The organism is Meridianimarinicoccus marinus, from assembly GCF_040689105.1.
In the GTDB taxonomy this organism is placed as follows: domain Bacteria; phylum Pseudomonadota; class Alphaproteobacteria; order Rhodobacterales; family Rhodobacteraceae; genus Meridianimarinicoccus; species Meridianimarinicoccus marinus.
In genome coordinates this window covers 89,958-105,716 of the sequence record NZ_JBFBVU010000007.1, presented here as the reverse complement: position 1 = coordinate 105,716, position 15,759 = coordinate 89,958, and the positions used below count along the sequence as shown (strand labels likewise).

Below are 15,759 nucleotides of genomic sequence, written 5' to 3'. Positions count from 1 at the left end.
GAAGGCCAGTGCGGCCCACCGGCCGGAAAAGCCGTGCGAATGTCGTTTTGCGCCGCAAGGGGGCGCAAAACCGATGTGGTCGCAGTCTGCGGTTGGCTAGGTCTACGCCACCCCTTCGGGATGAATGCACGATCAAGGGACAAGAGCATGGCGGATGAAAGCAGACGACGGCGCGGTCGGGGCGGCGGTGGCGCGGCGCGGCGCGCGGAACGCAGCAGCACACAGGTCGAGACCGCCAAGGTCATCGCCCGCGATATTCCGACCCTGACCCTGTTCGATGACGCAGCCCTGGACCGGATCGAGGTCGCGGCCGAAACCGTTCTGGAAGAGATCGGCGTCAACTTCGTGGAAAACCCCGCCGCACTGGACCGCTGGCGCGAGGCCGGGGCCGATGTGCAGGGCGAACGCGTGCACATCCCGCGCGGTCTGGCCCGCAAGCTGTGCGCCACGGCACCGGCCAAATTCACCCATCACGCACGCAACCCCGAACACTCGGTCGAGATCGGCGGCGACAACCTGGTGCTGGCCCCGGTCTATGGACCGCCCTTCGTGCTGGATCTGGAAGGCAACCGGCGCTACGCGACCCTCGCCGATTTCCACGATTTCGTGAAACTGGGACAGATGAGCCCCTGGCTGCATCTGTCCGGCGGCACCGTGTGCGAGCCCACCGACATTCCCGCCAACAAGCGCCATCTGGACATGCTGCTGGCGCATATGACCCTGTCGGACAAGCCCTTCATGGGGGCGGTGACCGAACCGGAGCGCGCCCGTCACAGCATCGAGATGTGCGAGATCCTGTTCGGCACCGAGTTCGTCGCACAGAACACGGTGATGACCTCGCTTATCAACATCAACTCGCCGCTGACCTTCGATTCGGTGATGATGGGGGCGCTGGAAGAATACGCGACGGCCAACCAGGCCTGCATCATTTCGCCCTTCATCGTAGGCGGTGCCATGTCTCCGGTGACGGTGGCGGGCACACTGGTGCAGGTGTTTGCCGAAGTTCTGGCCGGGATCGCCTACAGCCAGTTGATTCGCCCCGGCGCCCCGGTGATCTTCGGGGCGTTCGTGACCTCGATCGACATGAACTCGGGCGCACCGACCTTCGGAACGCCGGAAGCGGCGCAGATCACCGCCGGTGCCGGACAGTTGGCGCGCCGGCTCGGGGTGCCCTACCGGTCAGGCGGCAGCTTCAACGGGTCGAAACTGCCCGATGCGCAGGCCGCCTATGAGACCGCGAATTCACTGAACCTGGCGCTGATGTCCGGGGTCAACTTCATGCTGCACGCCTGTGGCTGGCTGGAAGGCGGGCTGGTGGCCTCGCCCGAGAAATTCGTGATGGACGCCGATCAACTGGGCATCCTGCACCGTCTGGCGCGCAAACCTTCGGTCAGTGACGATGATCTGGCACTGGATGCCATTCGCGAGGTCGGCCCGGGAGGCCATTTCCTGGGCTGCGCCCACACCCAGGCGAATTTCAAAACGGCCTTCTGGCGCAGCAACCTGCTGGACTATCGCCCCTACGAGACCTGGATCGACGACGCCGCACCGGACACGCGGACACTGGCCAACCGCAAGGTGCGCAAGCTGCTGGCGGACTACGAACAGCCGGGGCTGGATCCGGCGATTCGCGATGCCCTGCAGGATTATATCGCCCGCAGGAAGTCCGAGGTCGCCGACGCTTTCAGCTGACGGCGCTTCGGCGCGCGGGGGTGTTGCGCCTCGTGCATCAGGGCGGACAGAACCTTGACATGGCGGGCCGGTCCATAAGCAGGATCCTTGGCCCGCCGTTGGCGGTTCAGCTCTGATTCCAACTCCATCAACTTCAGGATGCACTGGTTGCGACCGGGCGCATTTGGCGTGTTCAGCAGGCGTGGCAGCTCGGTCTCACGGCGGTATCCGGCCTGTGCAAGGCGCGCGGCGGTCACCAGAAGCGTGGGCCGGTTCAAGGACTTCAGAGCGCTGAGGGGGTCGATCATGGTGGTCTCCTGTGCTGGTATTCGCAACAAGATTGATGACTAGATTAAGTATGTTGCATTTTAAGCAACTCTCCGTCCGCCGGAGCTACCAAGATTTAGGCATTATAAACAATGCTTAACCATGCAGACAATTTTAACAGACCTGAAAGAAGTGTTGCGACAGGCTCAACAGGCAAATCCGTGGGGAAAGCCTGTGCCGCTCGCAAGGCTTGAGGAGACTTCAGCGTGACCAATCAGGCGATTGTGACATCGGAACCGATTTCTGCTGTGTGGTGGCTGCCCGAAGCGGCTATTCATTATGTAGTTCATACCGAGTTGGGAAGGTCGATCCGCGCGATCGCACGCGATACCGGATACCAGCCTTCAACCGTAATGCGTCGTGTCCGCCGCTTCGAAAACCGGCGCGAGGACCCGCTCGTAGATGGTGCATTCAATCGTTTGAGTGGCTTACCCTTCGACCACCAAAACCAGGATCATTCGCCCGAGGAGACCCGAACCATGACTGCCACGATCCAAGCCCAGTTCTCGCCAGTGTGCCGCCAGGACTTGAGCCGCGAGGCCAAGCGCGTCTTGCGCAGGTTGGCCGAAAGCGGGGCGGTGCTGGCTTTTGCGCAGGATATGGAAAAGGCGGTGGTGGTGCGGGATCTTCCGGGAGGCGACACCACGCGGACAGCGGTGGTCGACCGCGAGGTGGCCGAGGTCATGGCCCTGAACGACTGGATCCGCATCAGCGGCAAAGGTCGTATCTCGAAGTACACGATCACCGGGGTCGGGCGGGCGGCCTTGAAGCGCATGTTGGCCGATGCCAGCGACGCTACCGGGATGCGCGAAGATACCGATCCTTTCGCGGGGCAGCACCGGCACATGGCACCGGTATGCGCAAGCCCTTCGGGGCGTCGCCGGCGGCCGTGCTACAACCTATCGGAGTCGCCGCTGTCGGCGCTGGCCCGGCGCAAGGACAAGTCCGGTCAACCCTTTCTGACCGATGATCTCGTCGCCGCCGGGGAACGGCTGCGCGAAGATTTCGAGATGTCGCAGATGGGGCCGAACGTGGCGCAGAACTGGGCCACCTACCTGAACGGGCCGCAATCCGGTCTGGCCGGCAGTCCGGGCGGCGGCAACGCCACCGCGGAGTCGGCGCGGGGTAGGGTCATGGCCGCGCTGGAAGAGCTGGGCGCGGGCCTGGGCGACGTGGTGCTGCGCTGCTGCTGTTTTCTGGAAGGCATCGAGACCACCGAGAAATCCATGGGCTGGTCGGCGCGCTCCGGCAAGGTGGTGTTGCGCATCGCGCTACAGCGGCTCAAGCGCCACTATGACGAGCAGGGCGCAATGGCCAATCGGTTGATCGGCTAGGCTCAGCGGCGGGCGGTGCGCGAGTTGCTCTGCCCGATCACCGTAATCCGGCTGACCCCGGCCAAATCGTAGTTGTTGATAAAGGTCGCGACCTCCAGGTCGCGGCTTTCTGCTGTTCCGACTGCCGTTTCGCCAATCGGCGGCCGCGCGCGAAATTCGAATCGAATCTCGCTGGCGGGGGCCGAGTCCTCGGCCACCCGAACCAGATCCACATCCCAATAGCCTTGCGTGGGCGGCAACGCGTTTGCCTGTACGATGACCCCACCCGGAGACGGATCGATTCGCAACTCGGTGATCGTGCCGACCGGACGCCTGCTGTCGCTTACAATGGGGTCATAGCCGTCCTCGGGCTCCAGCGTGTCGGGGGGGGCGGTGTTGAACCAGCCACCCAGACTGTTGCCACAGCCGGCAAGCGTGCCGCAGAGGGCCAACAGGATCAGCGGGCGCGAGATGCCGAAGGGAAGAATCATCAATATGCTCGTGCTGCCAAGGGTTGGGGTTCTGGACGTGCGCCGCTGCGCGGATTAGGTGATGGCACGAAAACCAAGAGGGTGCAAATGGCCACGGAACGCTTTGAAGAGATTGCCGATACGTTCGAGTTTCTCGACGACTGGGAAGACCGCTATCGCCATGTGATCGAGTTGGGCAAGGAAATGCCCGCGCTGGACGAGGTGTTTCGCGTGCCCGCCACCAAGGTGGACGGCTGCGCCAGCCAGGTCTGGATCCGCCCGATCATCGATGGCAGCGGCCCGGAAGCGACCTTTGACTTCGAAGGCGAAAGCGATGCGATGATCGTGCGCGGGCTGATCGCCATCCTGCATGCGTTGTATTCCGGCCTGACCGTGCGCGAAGTCGGGCAGGTGGATGCCGCCAAGGAACTGGGCCGTCTGGGTCTGAACGATCACCTGTCGTCGCAGCGTTCGAACGGTTTGCGCGCGATGGTGGAACGTATCCGTCTGGTGGCCGGGGAAACCGCGGCCGCCTAGGCGCGGGTCGCCATCCAGTCGGCCAGCCCTCCGAACCCGGTCTCGCGCCGTTCGAAGGCCAGCCCCAGGCGTTGGGCGCAGTCACGGGCACGGGCGTCCAGCGCCGGATCGGGCACCTGGGCCAGATAGATCAGCCGCTCGTAATGGCTGAAATACATGTCGCGCAACTCGGGGTGGCGATCCAGCCCCAGCGGTTTCCAGACGAAGGCATCGAACTGCCGCACCAGAAAATCGGTCAGGTAGAAGGCGGTCATGTCGTCCTCGGGCGGTGGCGCGGCCACGCCCTGAAAGAACGCATAGCAATGCGGCCCGGCAATCATCGCCATGCCAAGCTCGTCGCAGACATTCTGCAACAGCCCGCCCGTGCCGCAATCGGCGAAGGCCACGTCGATCCGGTCATAGGCCTTGTGATGCCTGGCGTGCAGTTCCCGCACCGCGCCGGGGATTTTCTCGGGGTGGTTGTGATAGATCGCGGGCACGCAGGTCAGATCCAGATGATCCCAGCCGTTGGCCTCTTTCAACGCGAGGATTTCGCGCGCGATGGCGCCGCAGCCGATGATGAGGATGCGGTCGGGGGATTCACGAGGGGCATCAGGCATTTACGTCGGCCTTCAGGCTGGGCGCCCCGCAGGGCGCCATCCAGGTCAATTGGCCAGTTGGTTGTGGCGCCGTTCCATGAAGGATTTCGCGGTTTCCACGGCCACGGCGGCATCGCGGCAATAGGCGTCGGCCCCGATGGCGCGGCCGAATTCCTCGTTCAGCGGCGCGCCGCCCACCAGCACCACATAGTCGTCGCGCAGGCCTCTCTCGACCATCGTGTCGATCACTACCTTCATGTAGGGCATGGTGGTGGTCAGCAGCGCCGACATGCCAAGGATGTCGGGTTTTTCGGCTTCCAGCGCGTCCAGATAAGCCTCGACCGCATTGTTGATGCCCAGATCGACCACCTCGAAGCCAGCGCCTTCCATCATCATCGACACAAGGTTCTTGCCGATGTCGTGGATGTCGCCCTTCACGGTGCCGATCACCATCTTGCCGACGCGCGGGGCACCGGTTTCGACCAGCAGCGGCTTGAGGATCGCCATGCCGCCCTTCATGGCGTTGGCGGCCAACAGCACCTCGGGCACGAAGAGAATCCCGTCACGGAAGTCACGACCGACGATGGTCATGCCCCCCACCAGTGCCTCGGTCAGGACGCGATAGGGCGCCCAGCCGCGTGACAGCAGGATGTTGACGCCTTCCTCGATCTCTTCCTTCAGGCCGTCGTATAGGTCATCGAACATCTGCTCGACCAATTCGTCGTCGGCCAGGTCGGACAGGATGATGTCTTCGTCGTCTTCACTCATGGCGGCGGATCCCGGATCGGGGGTTGCTCTTTCGTCCATGTTTTCGTGAAATCGGTGTCGCGGACTGTCTGGTTCGCGACACCTGTACCGGCGTTCCCGACCTCAGGTCGGCGTTCTGCGGCGACGGCCGCGCCCGCGCGTGGGGATCGGGGTGCTGTCGAGCCCGTCGCTGGCCGATGAAAACGCCCCGAGTGCGCCAGCGATGTCGTCCAGGCTGGGCCGAGGGCCGGGGGCGGCGTCTTCCAGTGCGGCGCGCATGGCGCGCAGGTGATCGGGCGTGGTGCCGCAGCAGCCGCCGATGATCGTGGCACCGCTGTGCAGCGCCAGTACGGCGTAGCGCGCCATCAGTTCAGGTGTGCCGTCATAGTGGATGTGTCCATCGACGTATTTCGGAATTCCGGCGTTGCCCTTGGCGATGACCGGGGTCTCCGGCCCTTGCGCGGTGATCCCCAGAACCGTGCGCAGCAGGTCCGAAGCGCCGACGCCGCAATTGGCGCCGAAGGCCAGCGGCTTGTGCGCCATCCGGTCGACCATCTTTGCCAGATCGGCGGCGGTCAGCCCCATCATGGTGCGCCCGGCGGTGTCGAAACTCATGGTGCCGCACCAGGGCATCCCGACCCGTTCGGCGGCTTCGGCGGCGGCCTTGTATTCCTCGGCGGCCGAGATCGTCTCCATCCACAGCACATCGGCGCCGCCGGCCTTCAGCCCCTCGGCCTGTTCGTGGAAGATCTCGACAGCCAGCGCATGGGTCAGCTGGCCCATGGGGGCCATGATTTCGCCGGTGGGCCCCATCGAGCCTGCGACGACAACCTTGTGATCGGCGGCATCGGCCACCTCGCGCCCCAGTTCGGCCGCGATGCGCGACAGCTCACCCGACCGATGGCCCATGTCGTGCAGCTTCAGCCGGGCGCGGTTGCTGCCGAAACTGTTGGTCAGGAACAGGTCGCTGCCGGCCTCGACCGCGCCGCGATACAGCGCCCGGATCTTGTCGGGCTGGGTTTCGTTCCACATCTCGGGCGCATCGCCGGACGACAGCCCCATGTTGAACAGGTTGGTGCCGGTGGCCCCATCCGCCAGGATCCAGTCCCGCGAGGCCAGAAGATCGGAAAGCGCGCTGGACATGGGGGACCCTCCCGAGGTCAGAACTCAACGGCAGAAGCCCGCAGGTGCGGGCTGTCAGGGGCCGGCGCAGCGGCGGCGGGAAGGCCTGTCTCAGGCCTCGTCGCCGAAGACCTTCTTGCGGGCGATCTCCAGGATCTCGTCCATCTTTGCACGAATCTCGGCTTCGTCGGCAACGTCTTTCAGATCGGCGACCAGCTTGCGCACCACGACCTCGGATCCCGGCTCGGAAAAGTCGGCCTTGATCAGGTTCTTGGCATAGCCGGCGGCCTCGGCGGTGCTCATGCCCAGTTTTTCGGCGGCCCAGTAGGCGATTCCCTTGTCCCGCAACGACTCGGCCATGAACTCCATCTCCGCGTCGTGGGCAAATTTGTTTTCAAAGGCGCTTTCGCGTTCGTCGAATGTGGTCATCAGGGGTCTCCGCACGGTCGTTGTTGTCCCGGTTATGCAAGCTAAGGCCAGATGCCACAAGGGGCAGGGCGGCGCTCGCCTTGCGACACTTACGGCATTGGCTTATACGCCCGATACCCGGCGCGGACCGTCGCGCCCCTCATGTCAGATCGGAGACCCCATGGCACGCCGCAAGAAGATCTATGAAGGCAAAGCCAAGATTCTCTATGAAGGCCCCGAGCCCGGCACCTATGTGCAGTATTTCAAGGATGATGCCACCGCCTTCAACGCGGCCAAGCACGACATCATCGAAGGCAAGGGCGTGCTGAACAACCGTTTGTCCGAGTTCTTCATGAACGGGCTGAACGAGGTCGGCGTGCCGACTCATTTCATCCGCCGACTGAACATGCGCGAACAGTTGATCCGGCAGGTTGAGATCATCCCGCTGGAAGTCATCGTGCGCAACCGCGCCGCGGGCTCGCTCAGCAAGCGTCTGGGCATTCCCGAGGGCAAGGTGCTGCCGCGCCCGATGGTCGAATTCTGCTACAAGGATGACGGGCTGGGCGATCCGCTGGTCACCGAGGAAAACATCGCCACCTTCGGCTGGGCCAGCCAGCAGGATCTGGACGACATGGTGTCGCTGGCGCTGCGCGTGAACGACTTCCTGTCGGGCGTCTTCATGGCCGTCGGCATCCGCCTGATCGATTTCAAGATCGAGATCGGCCGCGTCTACGAGGGCGACTATCAGCGCCTGATTCTGGCCGACGAGATCAGCCCCGACAGCTGCCGCCTGTGGGACATCGAAACCGGCCGCAAGCTCGACAAGGACGTGTTCCGGCAGGATCTGGGCAGCCTGTCCGATGCCTATTCCGAACTGGCCCGGCGTCTGGGGGTTCTGCCCTCGAACTCCACGCCCATCACCAAACCGACACTGATCAACTGAGGCCGACGATGAAAGCAACCGTGCATGTCATGCTGAAACAGGGGGTTCTGGACCCCCAGGGCGAAGCGGTGCGTCACGCCCTTGGCACGCTGGGGTTCGACGGGGTCGAAGGGGTCCGCCAGGGCAAGATCATCGAACTGGATCTGGCGGGCGAGGATCGCGATGCGGCCCAGGACCAGGTGACGCGCATGTGTGAAAAGCTGCTCGCCAACACGGTCATCGAAAGCTACCGGATCGAGATCGCCTGATGCGCGCCGCTGTCATCGTCTTCCCCGGTTCGAACTGCGACCGGGATCTCGCCGTCGCGTTCGAGGCCTTCGGCGGGCAGAAGCCCGCGATGGTCTGGCACAAGGACACCGAACTGCCTGCGGGCATCGACATCGTCGGTGTGCCGGGCGGGTTCTCGCACGGCGATTACCTGCGCTGCGGCGCGATTGCCGCGCAGGCGCCGATCACCCGCGCGGTGGCCGATTTTGCGGCCAGGGGCGGCATGGTCCTGGGCATCTGCAACGGCTTTCAGGTGCTGACCGAAAGCGGCATCCTGCCCGGCGCGCTGATGCGCAATGCCGGGATCAAGTTCGTCTGCAAGCCGGTTCCACTGGAGGTGGTCACCGCCGACAGCCCGTTCACCGCCGATCTTGAGGCGGGCAGCCGAATCGAGATCCCGGTGTCACACCACGACGGCAACTACTTCGCCGACGCCGAGGTGCTGGCGCGCCTGAAGGGCGAAAATCGCATTGCCTTCCGTTATGCCTCGGACATCAACGGATCGATGGATCGCATCGCCGGTGTCCTGTCGGAAAACCGCCGGGTGCTGGGAATGATGCCGCATCCCGAACGCGCCATCGATCCGCTGCATGGCGGCACCGACGGCGCGGCGATCTTTTCGTCGATCATGTCCAGCCTGGCCACCGCCTAGGCGAAGACCTGCCGTTGACGGTGGCGGGCATCCGCCACCGCCCCCATGTTCCTTTTGCAACGGCAGCACGGGTGGGGCAGGCTAGGGCATGACAAGCGAAAGCCGCAAAAACCAGGTTGCAAGCCGGTTCGATTCCGGGTTTTGGCGGCCACGGGTCTTCCTGGGCGTCCTGGCCATCATCGCGGCGGGTGTTATCTGGGTGACCATCGTGGTGCTCAGCGCCCGCACGGTGGCCGAGATCCGCGCCGAATCCGAAGTGCGGCTGGCGCTGTTTTCCGGCAACGTGATGTCCGAACTGCGCCGAAGCTCGATCGTGCCGCAGTTGCTGGCCCGTGACCCGCATCTCACCTCGGCGCTGGCGACGGGGGATTTCTCGCAAAGCTCGCAGCGGCTGATCGAATACCGCGACGAGATCGGCGCCGCGCGGCTGTTGCTGCTGGATGTCGATGGCCGCACCGTGGCCTCCAGCGATCGCAAGGAGCTTGGCAGCATCCACCGCACCGCGCCCTATCTGGTGAACGCGCTGCGGTCGAACACGACGGTGTTCAACTCGCAACTGGATGAGCTTGGCCTGCCGATCTTCACCTATTCGCGCAAGGTGATGCAGGGCAACGAAGTGCTTGGCGTCATCGTGGTCAGCGTCGATCTGAAGAAATACGAACGCAGTTGGGCCGGCATCGCCGAGGCGCTGATCGTCACCGACAGCAGCGGCGCCATCCTGCTGACCACGGACTCACGCTGGCGCAACAAGACCGAGGAAGAAGCCCTCGCGCTGGGAACCGAACAGGCCAAGACCTGGACAGCCCTGCGCACCGCCTGGCTGACACTGTCGGGGGCGATCGATACGGTGGTGCATGGCCGCCCGGTGATCCGGTCCGAAGCGCGCATCCCGTTTCAGGGCTGGCGCATCGTCGGCTATTCGTCGCACGAAACCGTGCGCGAACGCGTGGCCACGGCGGTGGCCATCGAGGTCATGGCCTTCGCCATTCTTGCCGCCACCCTGTTCTATACCACCTCGCGGCAGGCCGAACGCCGTTCGGCCCGCCTGCAGAAGGAATCGCGCGAACTGCGCAAGTTGAACGTGCTGCTGCAGCGCGAAATCGCCGAGCGCAAGAAGGCCGAGAAAAGCCTTGAAGTGGCCGAACAGACCATTGCGCAATCGTCGAAACTGGCCGCATTGGGGGAAATGTCGGCAGCGGTCAGTCACGAATTGAACCAGCCGCTGGCGGCGATGAAAACCTATCTGGCCGGCGCCCGTTTGCTGATCAGCCGCAAGCGCACTGAAGAGGCGGTGTCCTCGTTGCAGCGGATCAACGACCTGATCGACCGCATGGGCGCGATCACCCGGCAGCTGAAGTCCTATGCCTCGAAAAACACCGAAACCCTTGGCAAGGTGGACATGCGCGAGGCGGTGACCTCCTCCCTTTCAATGATGGAGCCGCAACTTCGCCAGCTTCAGATCGAGCTTTCGGTCAGCCTGCCCGAAGAGCCGACACTGGTGCTGGGCGACCGCTACCGGATGGAGCAGGTGATCGTGAACCTGCTGCGCAACGCGGTCGATGCCGCAGCCTCGGTCGATACCCCCGAAATCACGGTTTTGCTGGCCGAGGGCGATCACGTTTCTCTGTCGGTGCTGGACAATGGCGACGGAATCCACGATTTCGACTCATTGTTCGAACCCTTCTACACCACCAAGGATCCCGGCGACGGTCTGGGTCTTGGGCTGGCGATCTCAAGCAGCATCGTCAACGATCTGGGCGGACGTCTGATTGCCCGAAATCGTCCCGAAGGCGGGGCCCTGTTCGAAATGCAACTTCCGGTTTACGGCGAGGATAGCCTGGCCGCCCAATGACGGAGACACGAGGATGAAAGTCGCAATCGTTGATGACGAGCTCGACATGCGCAAGTCCATCAGCCAGTGGCTGTCGCTCTCGGGATTCGAAACAGAAACCTTCGAAAGCGCCCGCGCGGCCCTGGCCAAAGTCGGACCGGGCTATCCCGGTGTCGTGCTCAGCGACATCCGGATGCCCGAGATCGATGGCATGATGTTCCTGAAACGGCTGATGCACCATGACAGCGCGCTGCCGGTGATCCTGATCACCGGTCACGGCGATGTGCCGATGGCGGTCGAGGCGATGCGGATCGGCGCCTTCGACTTTCTGGAAAAGCCGTTCGATCCGGACCGGATGACCGAGATCGTGCAGAAAGCCTGCAACGTGCGGGAAACGGCGCTGAAGAACCGCGCCATCCGCAGCGAATTGTCGGGCGGCACGGCAGCGGTGTCGAACCTGGTCGGCGCAAGTGCCGCGATGCAGGCGTTGCGCGACGAGATCCTCGACGTGGGCCAGGCCGATGGCCATGTGCTGATCGAGGGCGAGACCGGCACCGGCAAGTCGCTGGTGGCCCGCGCCCTGCATGCGGTCGGCGCGCGCGCTTCGCGGCCGCTGGTGCAGGTGTTCTGCGGCCAGCATGACGAGGACAGCCTGATGGCGCGGTTGTTCGGAGGGGCCGATGGTCTGGCCGTCGACAACCCGCCGGCCATGCAGGAAGCCCGTGGCGGCACCCTGCTGCTGGAGGATATCCAGTTGATGCCGGCGGCGGTGCAGACCCGGCTGGGCGCTTATATCAGCGATCCGGCGCAAGAGGCGATGCCGCGCATCCTGTCGGTCTGTGGTCAGACCGTCGATGGTGCGCCCTGCGATCAGGCGCTGACCGCCGATCTGTTCCACCGTCTTGCAGGGCTGAAACTGACCCTTCCCGCGCTGCGCAACCGGGGTGACGACATCCTGATGCTGTTTGCCGAATTCTCGAAAAGCTTCGGCGAGGAATATGGCACCGAGGCACCGCAACTGACCGCACAGGAAGCCGCGCAATTCCTGCAGGCCCCCTGGCCGGGCAATGTGCGCCAGTTGATGAACGTGGCCGAACGCGCGGTTCTGCAGGCGCGGCGCGGCGGCGGGTCGATCACATCCTTGCTGATTTCCGACAACGAAGCCGTGGCGGTTCCTTTAACTCAGGAAGGCAAGCCGCTGAAAAAGCACGTGGAAGCTTTCGAGCGCATGTTGATCGACAACACCCTGCGCCGGCACAACGGGGCCGTGGCCAAGGTGATGGACGAATTGTGCCTGCCGCGCCGGACCCTGAACGAGAAAATGGCGAAATACGGGTTGGTGCGCAGCGACTATACCTGAGCGGCGTGGCAGTGTTGCATCGAGAAAACTCTGTTTGGGCCATTGTCATTTCACACTTGACGGGTTTAATGAGACATCGGGGCCGAGTGTCCCGAGAGATTTCCCTGCCTTCGTGCTGACCGACCCTTCGGACCGGGCGCAACCGGCAGACGAAAGACAGCCCCCAGGGGTAGTATCACGGCCCATCATCTGGCTTCTGCCGCATGGGTTTTCAACGGCGCAGCATGCGCCAAGGACCAGAATGCGATGCACCGCGCACGGAACATGACTGACGCAGCGACGGCCCGGACGGCCGGCCGCGTGTGGCGGCATGGGACCGGGGCAGGCGTCGCCGCAACCAGACACCCCCTTTGCAGGCCAGAGCAGATTGCCCACGCGCCTCCGACGGGTCGGTGCAAAGAGATTACATGGCTAAGAAAATGCTTATCGACGCAACGCATGCGGAAGAGACCCGCGTCGTTGTCGTCGACGGAAACAAGGTCGAGGAATTCGACTTTGAGTCAGAGAACAAGCGCCAGATTGCTGGCAACATCTATCTAGCAAAGGTCACGCGGGTCGAACCGTCGCTTCAGGCGGCCTTTGTGGATTATGGCGGGAACCGTCACGGGTTCCTCGCGTTCTCGGAAATCCATCCCGACTACTACCAGATCCCGGTCGCGGATCGCGAGGCGCTGCTGGCCGAAGAACAGGCCTATGCCGACCAGATGCGCGACAGCGATAACGAGGACGGGGAAGAGGAAAAACCCGCCAAACCCCGCCGGTCGCGCACACGGTCGCGTCGCAAGTCCGACAAGTCGAAGGATGCCAAACCCGAGGCACCGGTCGCCGAAACGGCGATTCCGGGCATGGATGTGGTCGATCTGGGCGAAGACGACGCAGCGCAGGACGCGGCCACGCTGGTCGAGGATATCCCGGCCAAGGCCGATGCAGAGGCCGCTGTTGCGGTGGAGCCTGTCGAAAACGCTCCGGTCCCGGAAGCCGTTGCCGAGGCCCCCGTTGCCGACCAGACCTCTGCCCCCGAAGCTGTCGCGGAACCGGCGCCCGAAGTTGCCGCAGACCCTGCGCCCGTAGTTGCCGCCGAGCCGGTAACCTCGGATGTCGCGGAAACCGCTCCTGTCGAGGGTGCCGGTCCGTCGGACGTACCGCAGCGGGACGACGCACCGCAAACGGCCGAGGCCACGCCGACAGCCGACGATAGCGACGACACCGAAGAGACGCCCGACACCGACGGTCCGCGCACCATCGCGGCCAGCACCCCGTCTGACGTGGTGACCAGCGCCGATCCGGATACTCTGGAAGACACCGGGAACGACGAGACTCCGTCCGCTTCGGACGCGGAAGAGCCCGCCGACTCCCTGCCGCCGCTGGCCGATGCCGCCGATGAAGCGCTGGATGACGGCGAACTTCCCGTCGAAACGCCGGTGGAGGAAGTCGAAGCCAAGGACGGCGACGACCAGATCGAAGACGTGGCCGATGACGACACGGTCGAGGAAATTCGCCCGCCGCGCCGCCCGCGTCCGCGTCGCTACAAGATCCAGGAAGTCGTCAAGGTCCGCCAGATCATGCTGGTGCAGGTGGTCAAGGAAGAACGCGGCAACAAGGGCGCGGCACTGACCACCTATCTGTCGCTGGCCGGGCGCTATTGCGTGTTGATGCCCAACACGGCACGCGGTGGCGGCATCAGCCGCAAGATCACCAATGTGGTCGACCGCAAGAAACTCAAGCAGATTGCTGCCGAGATCGACGTGCCCAAGGGCGCGGGCCTGATCGTGCGCACCGCCGGGGCCAAGCGCACCAAGGCCGAGATCAAGCGCGACTATGAATACCTGCAACGCCTGTGGGAACAGATCCGCGAACTGACTTTGAAGTCGGTCGCGCCCGCCAAGATCTATGAAGAAGGCGACCTGATCAAACGTACGATCCGCGACATCTACAACCGCGAGATCGATGAGGTTCTGGTGGAAGGCGAGGGCGGCTACCGCATTGCCAAGGACTTCATGAAGATGATCATGCCGTCCCACGCCAAGAACGTGAAGCACTATAACGAGCCGATGCCACTGTTCTCGCGCTTCCAGGTGGAAACCTACCTGAGCGAAATGTTCAATCCGACCGTGCGCCTGAAATCCGGCGGCTACATCGTGATCGGTGTGACCGAGGCGCTGGTGGCCGTGGACGTGAACTCGGGCAAGGCGACCAAGGAAGGCTCGATCGAGGAAACCGCGCTGAAGACCAACCTGGAGGCCGCCGAGGAAGTGGCGCGCCAGTGCCGTCTGCGTGACCTTGCCGGTCTGATCGTCATCGACTTCATCGACATGGAAGAGCGCAAGAACAACGCCGCCGTCGAGAAGCGCCTGAAGGACAAGCTGAAGACCGACCGCGCCCGCATCCAGGTGGGCCGGATCTCGGGCTTCGGCCTGCTGGAAATGTCGCGTCAGCGCCTGCGCCCCGGCATGATCGAGGCCACCACCCAGCCCTGCGCCCATTGCCACGGCACCGGTCTGGTGCGCTCGGACGACAACGTTTCGCTCGCCATCCTGCGGGAGCTGGAGGACGAAGGCACGCGCAACCGTTCGCGCGAGGTGCTGGTGAAAGCGCCGGTGGTCATCGCCAACTACCTGATGAACGCCAAGCGTGAACACATCGCCCATATCGAGGCGCGTTACGGCATGGCCGTGCGGGTCGAGGCCGATGTGACCCTGATCAGCCCCGACTACTCGGTTGAAAAGTTCAAGACCGCCACCCGCAAGGTGGAGGTCGCCGCCCCCGTGATCTCGATCGACATGTCGAACATGCCCGAGATTGAGGAAGAGGAAGACGAGATCGAGGAGGCCGAAGAGGTCACCGTCGAGGCCACGCCCGATGCCCAGCCCGAAGCCGAGCAGGAGCGTACCGAAGCCCGCGAGGATGGAGACGACAAGCCGCGCAAGCGCCGTCGTCGCCGGCGTCGTCGGAAGGGCAACGGCGCCAATGGTGAAAATGGCGAGGCCAATGTCGCCAGTAGCGAAGACACGGCAGCAAATGCCGGTTCTCAGGCGGCTGCCGAAGCCCCGCAACAAGACGATGCGAAGGTTGAAACAGTTGCCACCGACACCGCACCGCTGGACACGGCAGAGGCTGCACCTCTGCCAGAGCCTGAGGCCGCGCCGGTCGAGGAAGCTCCGGCGGTTGCAGTCGAGGTGATCGAGGCGCAAACGGACGCCACACCCGCGCCGCAGGCGGATGTCGAACCGCCGTCCGAACCCGCCCCGCAAGACGAGCTCACGCCGCAGACCGATGCCGCCCCGGCAGACGTCCCCCTTGCCGGGGCAGAACTGGCGGACGCCGTCGTCAACGGTGCCGAAGTCGAACCGGCAACGGTCGACACCCTGGCGCCGGAAACAGCTTCAGAACCGGAGGCAGACCCTGCGCCGGCCCCGGCCATCGTGGCCGAGCCGGTGGTCGAGGACTCAGCCGACAGCGCGCCTGCAGAGGACGCTCCGGCAGAACCGGCCAAGCCGAAGAAGCGTGGTTGGTGGTCGGCGGGTCTCTGACCC

Annotated in this window: 15 protein-coding genes; 9 read left to right on the top strand and 6 right to left on the bottom strand. The window is 64.0% G+C overall.

The features are described 5' to 3' along the window. The first annotated feature begins 147 nt into the window (after positions 1 to 147). Positions 148 to 1,692: a trimethylamine methyltransferase family protein gene (locus AB0T83_RS07910; protein ID WP_366192488.1), complete on the top strand. Its 1,545-nt coding sequence runs from the start codon at positions 148 to 150 to the stop codon at positions 1,690 to 1,692. Here AB0T83_RS07910 and AB0T83_RS07905 read toward each other — a convergent pair. Next, positions 1,647 to 1,979 (bottom strand): DUF6477 family protein, encoded by a 333-nt coding sequence (locus AB0T83_RS07905; protein WP_366192487.1) that lies wholly within the window; start codon positions 1,977 to 1,979, stop codon positions 1,647 to 1,649. The genes AB0T83_RS07910 and AB0T83_RS07905 overlap by 46 nt on opposite strands. Positions 1,980 to 2,204: 225 nt before the next feature. Between AB0T83_RS07905 and AB0T83_RS07900 the strand changes: the two genes are divergently transcribed. Beyond that, a complete protein-coding gene (locus tag AB0T83_RS07900; RefSeq protein ID WP_366192486.1) occupies positions 2,205 to 3,332 on the top strand; it encodes a DUF6456 domain-containing protein in 1,128 nt (375 codons plus the stop codon). 2 nt (positions 3,333 to 3,334) lie between these two features. Here AB0T83_RS07900 and AB0T83_RS07895 read toward each other — a convergent pair whose 3' ends face one another. Further along, on the bottom strand, positions 3,335 to 3,802 hold the full coding sequence (locus AB0T83_RS07895) for a hypothetical protein (RefSeq protein ID WP_366192485.1): 468 nt from the start codon (positions 3,800 to 3,802) through the stop codon (positions 3,335 to 3,337). An 87-nt stretch (positions 3,803 to 3,889) separates the two neighbouring features. Between AB0T83_RS07895 and AB0T83_RS07890 the strand changes: the two genes are divergently transcribed. Beyond that, positions 3,890 to 4,318, top strand: a complete 429-nt coding sequence (locus AB0T83_RS07890; RefSeq protein WP_366192484.1) for a SufE family protein — start codon at positions 3,890 to 3,892, stop codon at positions 4,316 to 4,318. On the opposite strand, the gene AB0T83_RS07885 is transcribed toward AB0T83_RS07890, so the two are convergent. The 4 genes from AB0T83_RS07885 to AB0T83_RS07870 all read right to left on the bottom strand — a co-directional run bounded on the left by AB0T83_RS07885 (position 4,315) and on the right by AB0T83_RS07870 (position 7,194). Continuing rightward, the gene (locus AB0T83_RS07885; RefSeq protein WP_366192483.1) at positions 4,315 to 4,917 is read right to left on the bottom strand and encodes a DUF1638 domain-containing protein; all 603 of its coding nucleotides are present in this window, start codon (positions 4,915 to 4,917) and stop codon (positions 4,315 to 4,317) included. The two genes, AB0T83_RS07890 and AB0T83_RS07885, sit on opposite strands and share 4 nt — an antisense overlap. Positions 4,918 to 4,962: 45 nt before the next feature. Further along, positions 4,963 to 5,664: a corrinoid protein gene (locus AB0T83_RS07880; protein ID WP_366192546.1), complete on the bottom strand. Its 702-nt coding sequence runs from the start codon at positions 5,662 to 5,664 to the stop codon at positions 4,963 to 4,965. 102 nt (positions 5,665 to 5,766) lie between these two features. Then, on the bottom strand, positions 5,767 to 6,786 hold the full coding sequence (gene bmt / locus AB0T83_RS07875) for a betaine--homocysteine S-methyltransferase (protein WP_366192482.1): 1,020 nt from the start codon (positions 6,784 to 6,786) through the stop codon (positions 5,767 to 5,769). 90 nt (positions 6,787 to 6,876) lie between these two features. Beyond that, the gene (locus AB0T83_RS07870; RefSeq protein WP_366192481.1) at positions 6,877 to 7,194 is read right to left on the bottom strand and encodes a DUF1476 domain-containing protein; all 318 of its coding nucleotides are present in this window, start codon (positions 7,192 to 7,194) and stop codon (positions 6,877 to 6,879) included. Between the two features lie 160 nt (positions 7,195 to 7,354). Between AB0T83_RS07870 and purC the strand changes: the two genes are divergently transcribed. From purC to AB0T83_RS07840, 6 genes are all read left to right on the top strand, one after another. Continuing rightward, positions 7,355 to 8,116, top strand: a complete 762-nt coding sequence (purC, locus tag AB0T83_RS07865; protein WP_366192480.1) for a phosphoribosylaminoimidazolesuccinocarboxamide synthase — start codon at positions 7,355 to 7,357, stop codon at positions 8,114 to 8,116. Between the two features lie 8 nt (positions 8,117 to 8,124). Beyond that, positions 8,125 to 8,364: a phosphoribosylformylglycinamidine synthase subunit PurS gene (gene purS, locus AB0T83_RS07860; protein ID WP_366192479.1), complete on the top strand. Its 240-nt coding sequence runs from the start codon at positions 8,125 to 8,127 to the stop codon at positions 8,362 to 8,364. Beyond that, positions 8,364 to 9,035, top strand: a complete 672-nt coding sequence (gene purQ / locus AB0T83_RS07855; RefSeq protein WP_366192478.1) for a phosphoribosylformylglycinamidine synthase subunit PurQ — start codon at positions 8,364 to 8,366, stop codon at positions 9,033 to 9,035. The genes purS and purQ overlap by 1 nt, the downstream gene beginning before the upstream one ends. 88 nt (positions 9,036 to 9,123) lie before the next feature. After that, positions 9,124 to 10,887 (top strand): sensor histidine kinase, encoded by a 1,764-nt coding sequence (locus AB0T83_RS07850; protein ID WP_366192477.1) that lies wholly within the window; start codon positions 9,124 to 9,126, stop codon positions 10,885 to 10,887. 13 nt (positions 10,888 to 10,900) lie between these two features. Continuing rightward, positions 10,901 to 12,226, top strand: a complete 1,326-nt coding sequence (locus AB0T83_RS07845) for a sigma-54-dependent transcriptional regulator (protein ID WP_366192476.1) — start codon at positions 10,901 to 10,903, stop codon at positions 12,224 to 12,226. A gap of 407 nt (positions 12,227 to 12,633) precedes the next feature. Continuing rightward, complete coding sequence (locus tag AB0T83_RS07840; RefSeq protein WP_366192475.1) at positions 12,634 to 15,756, top strand: Rne/Rng family ribonuclease; 3,123 nt, start codon at positions 12,634 to 12,636, stop codon at positions 15,754 to 15,756. Positions 15,757 to 15,759 lie beyond the last annotated feature (3 nt).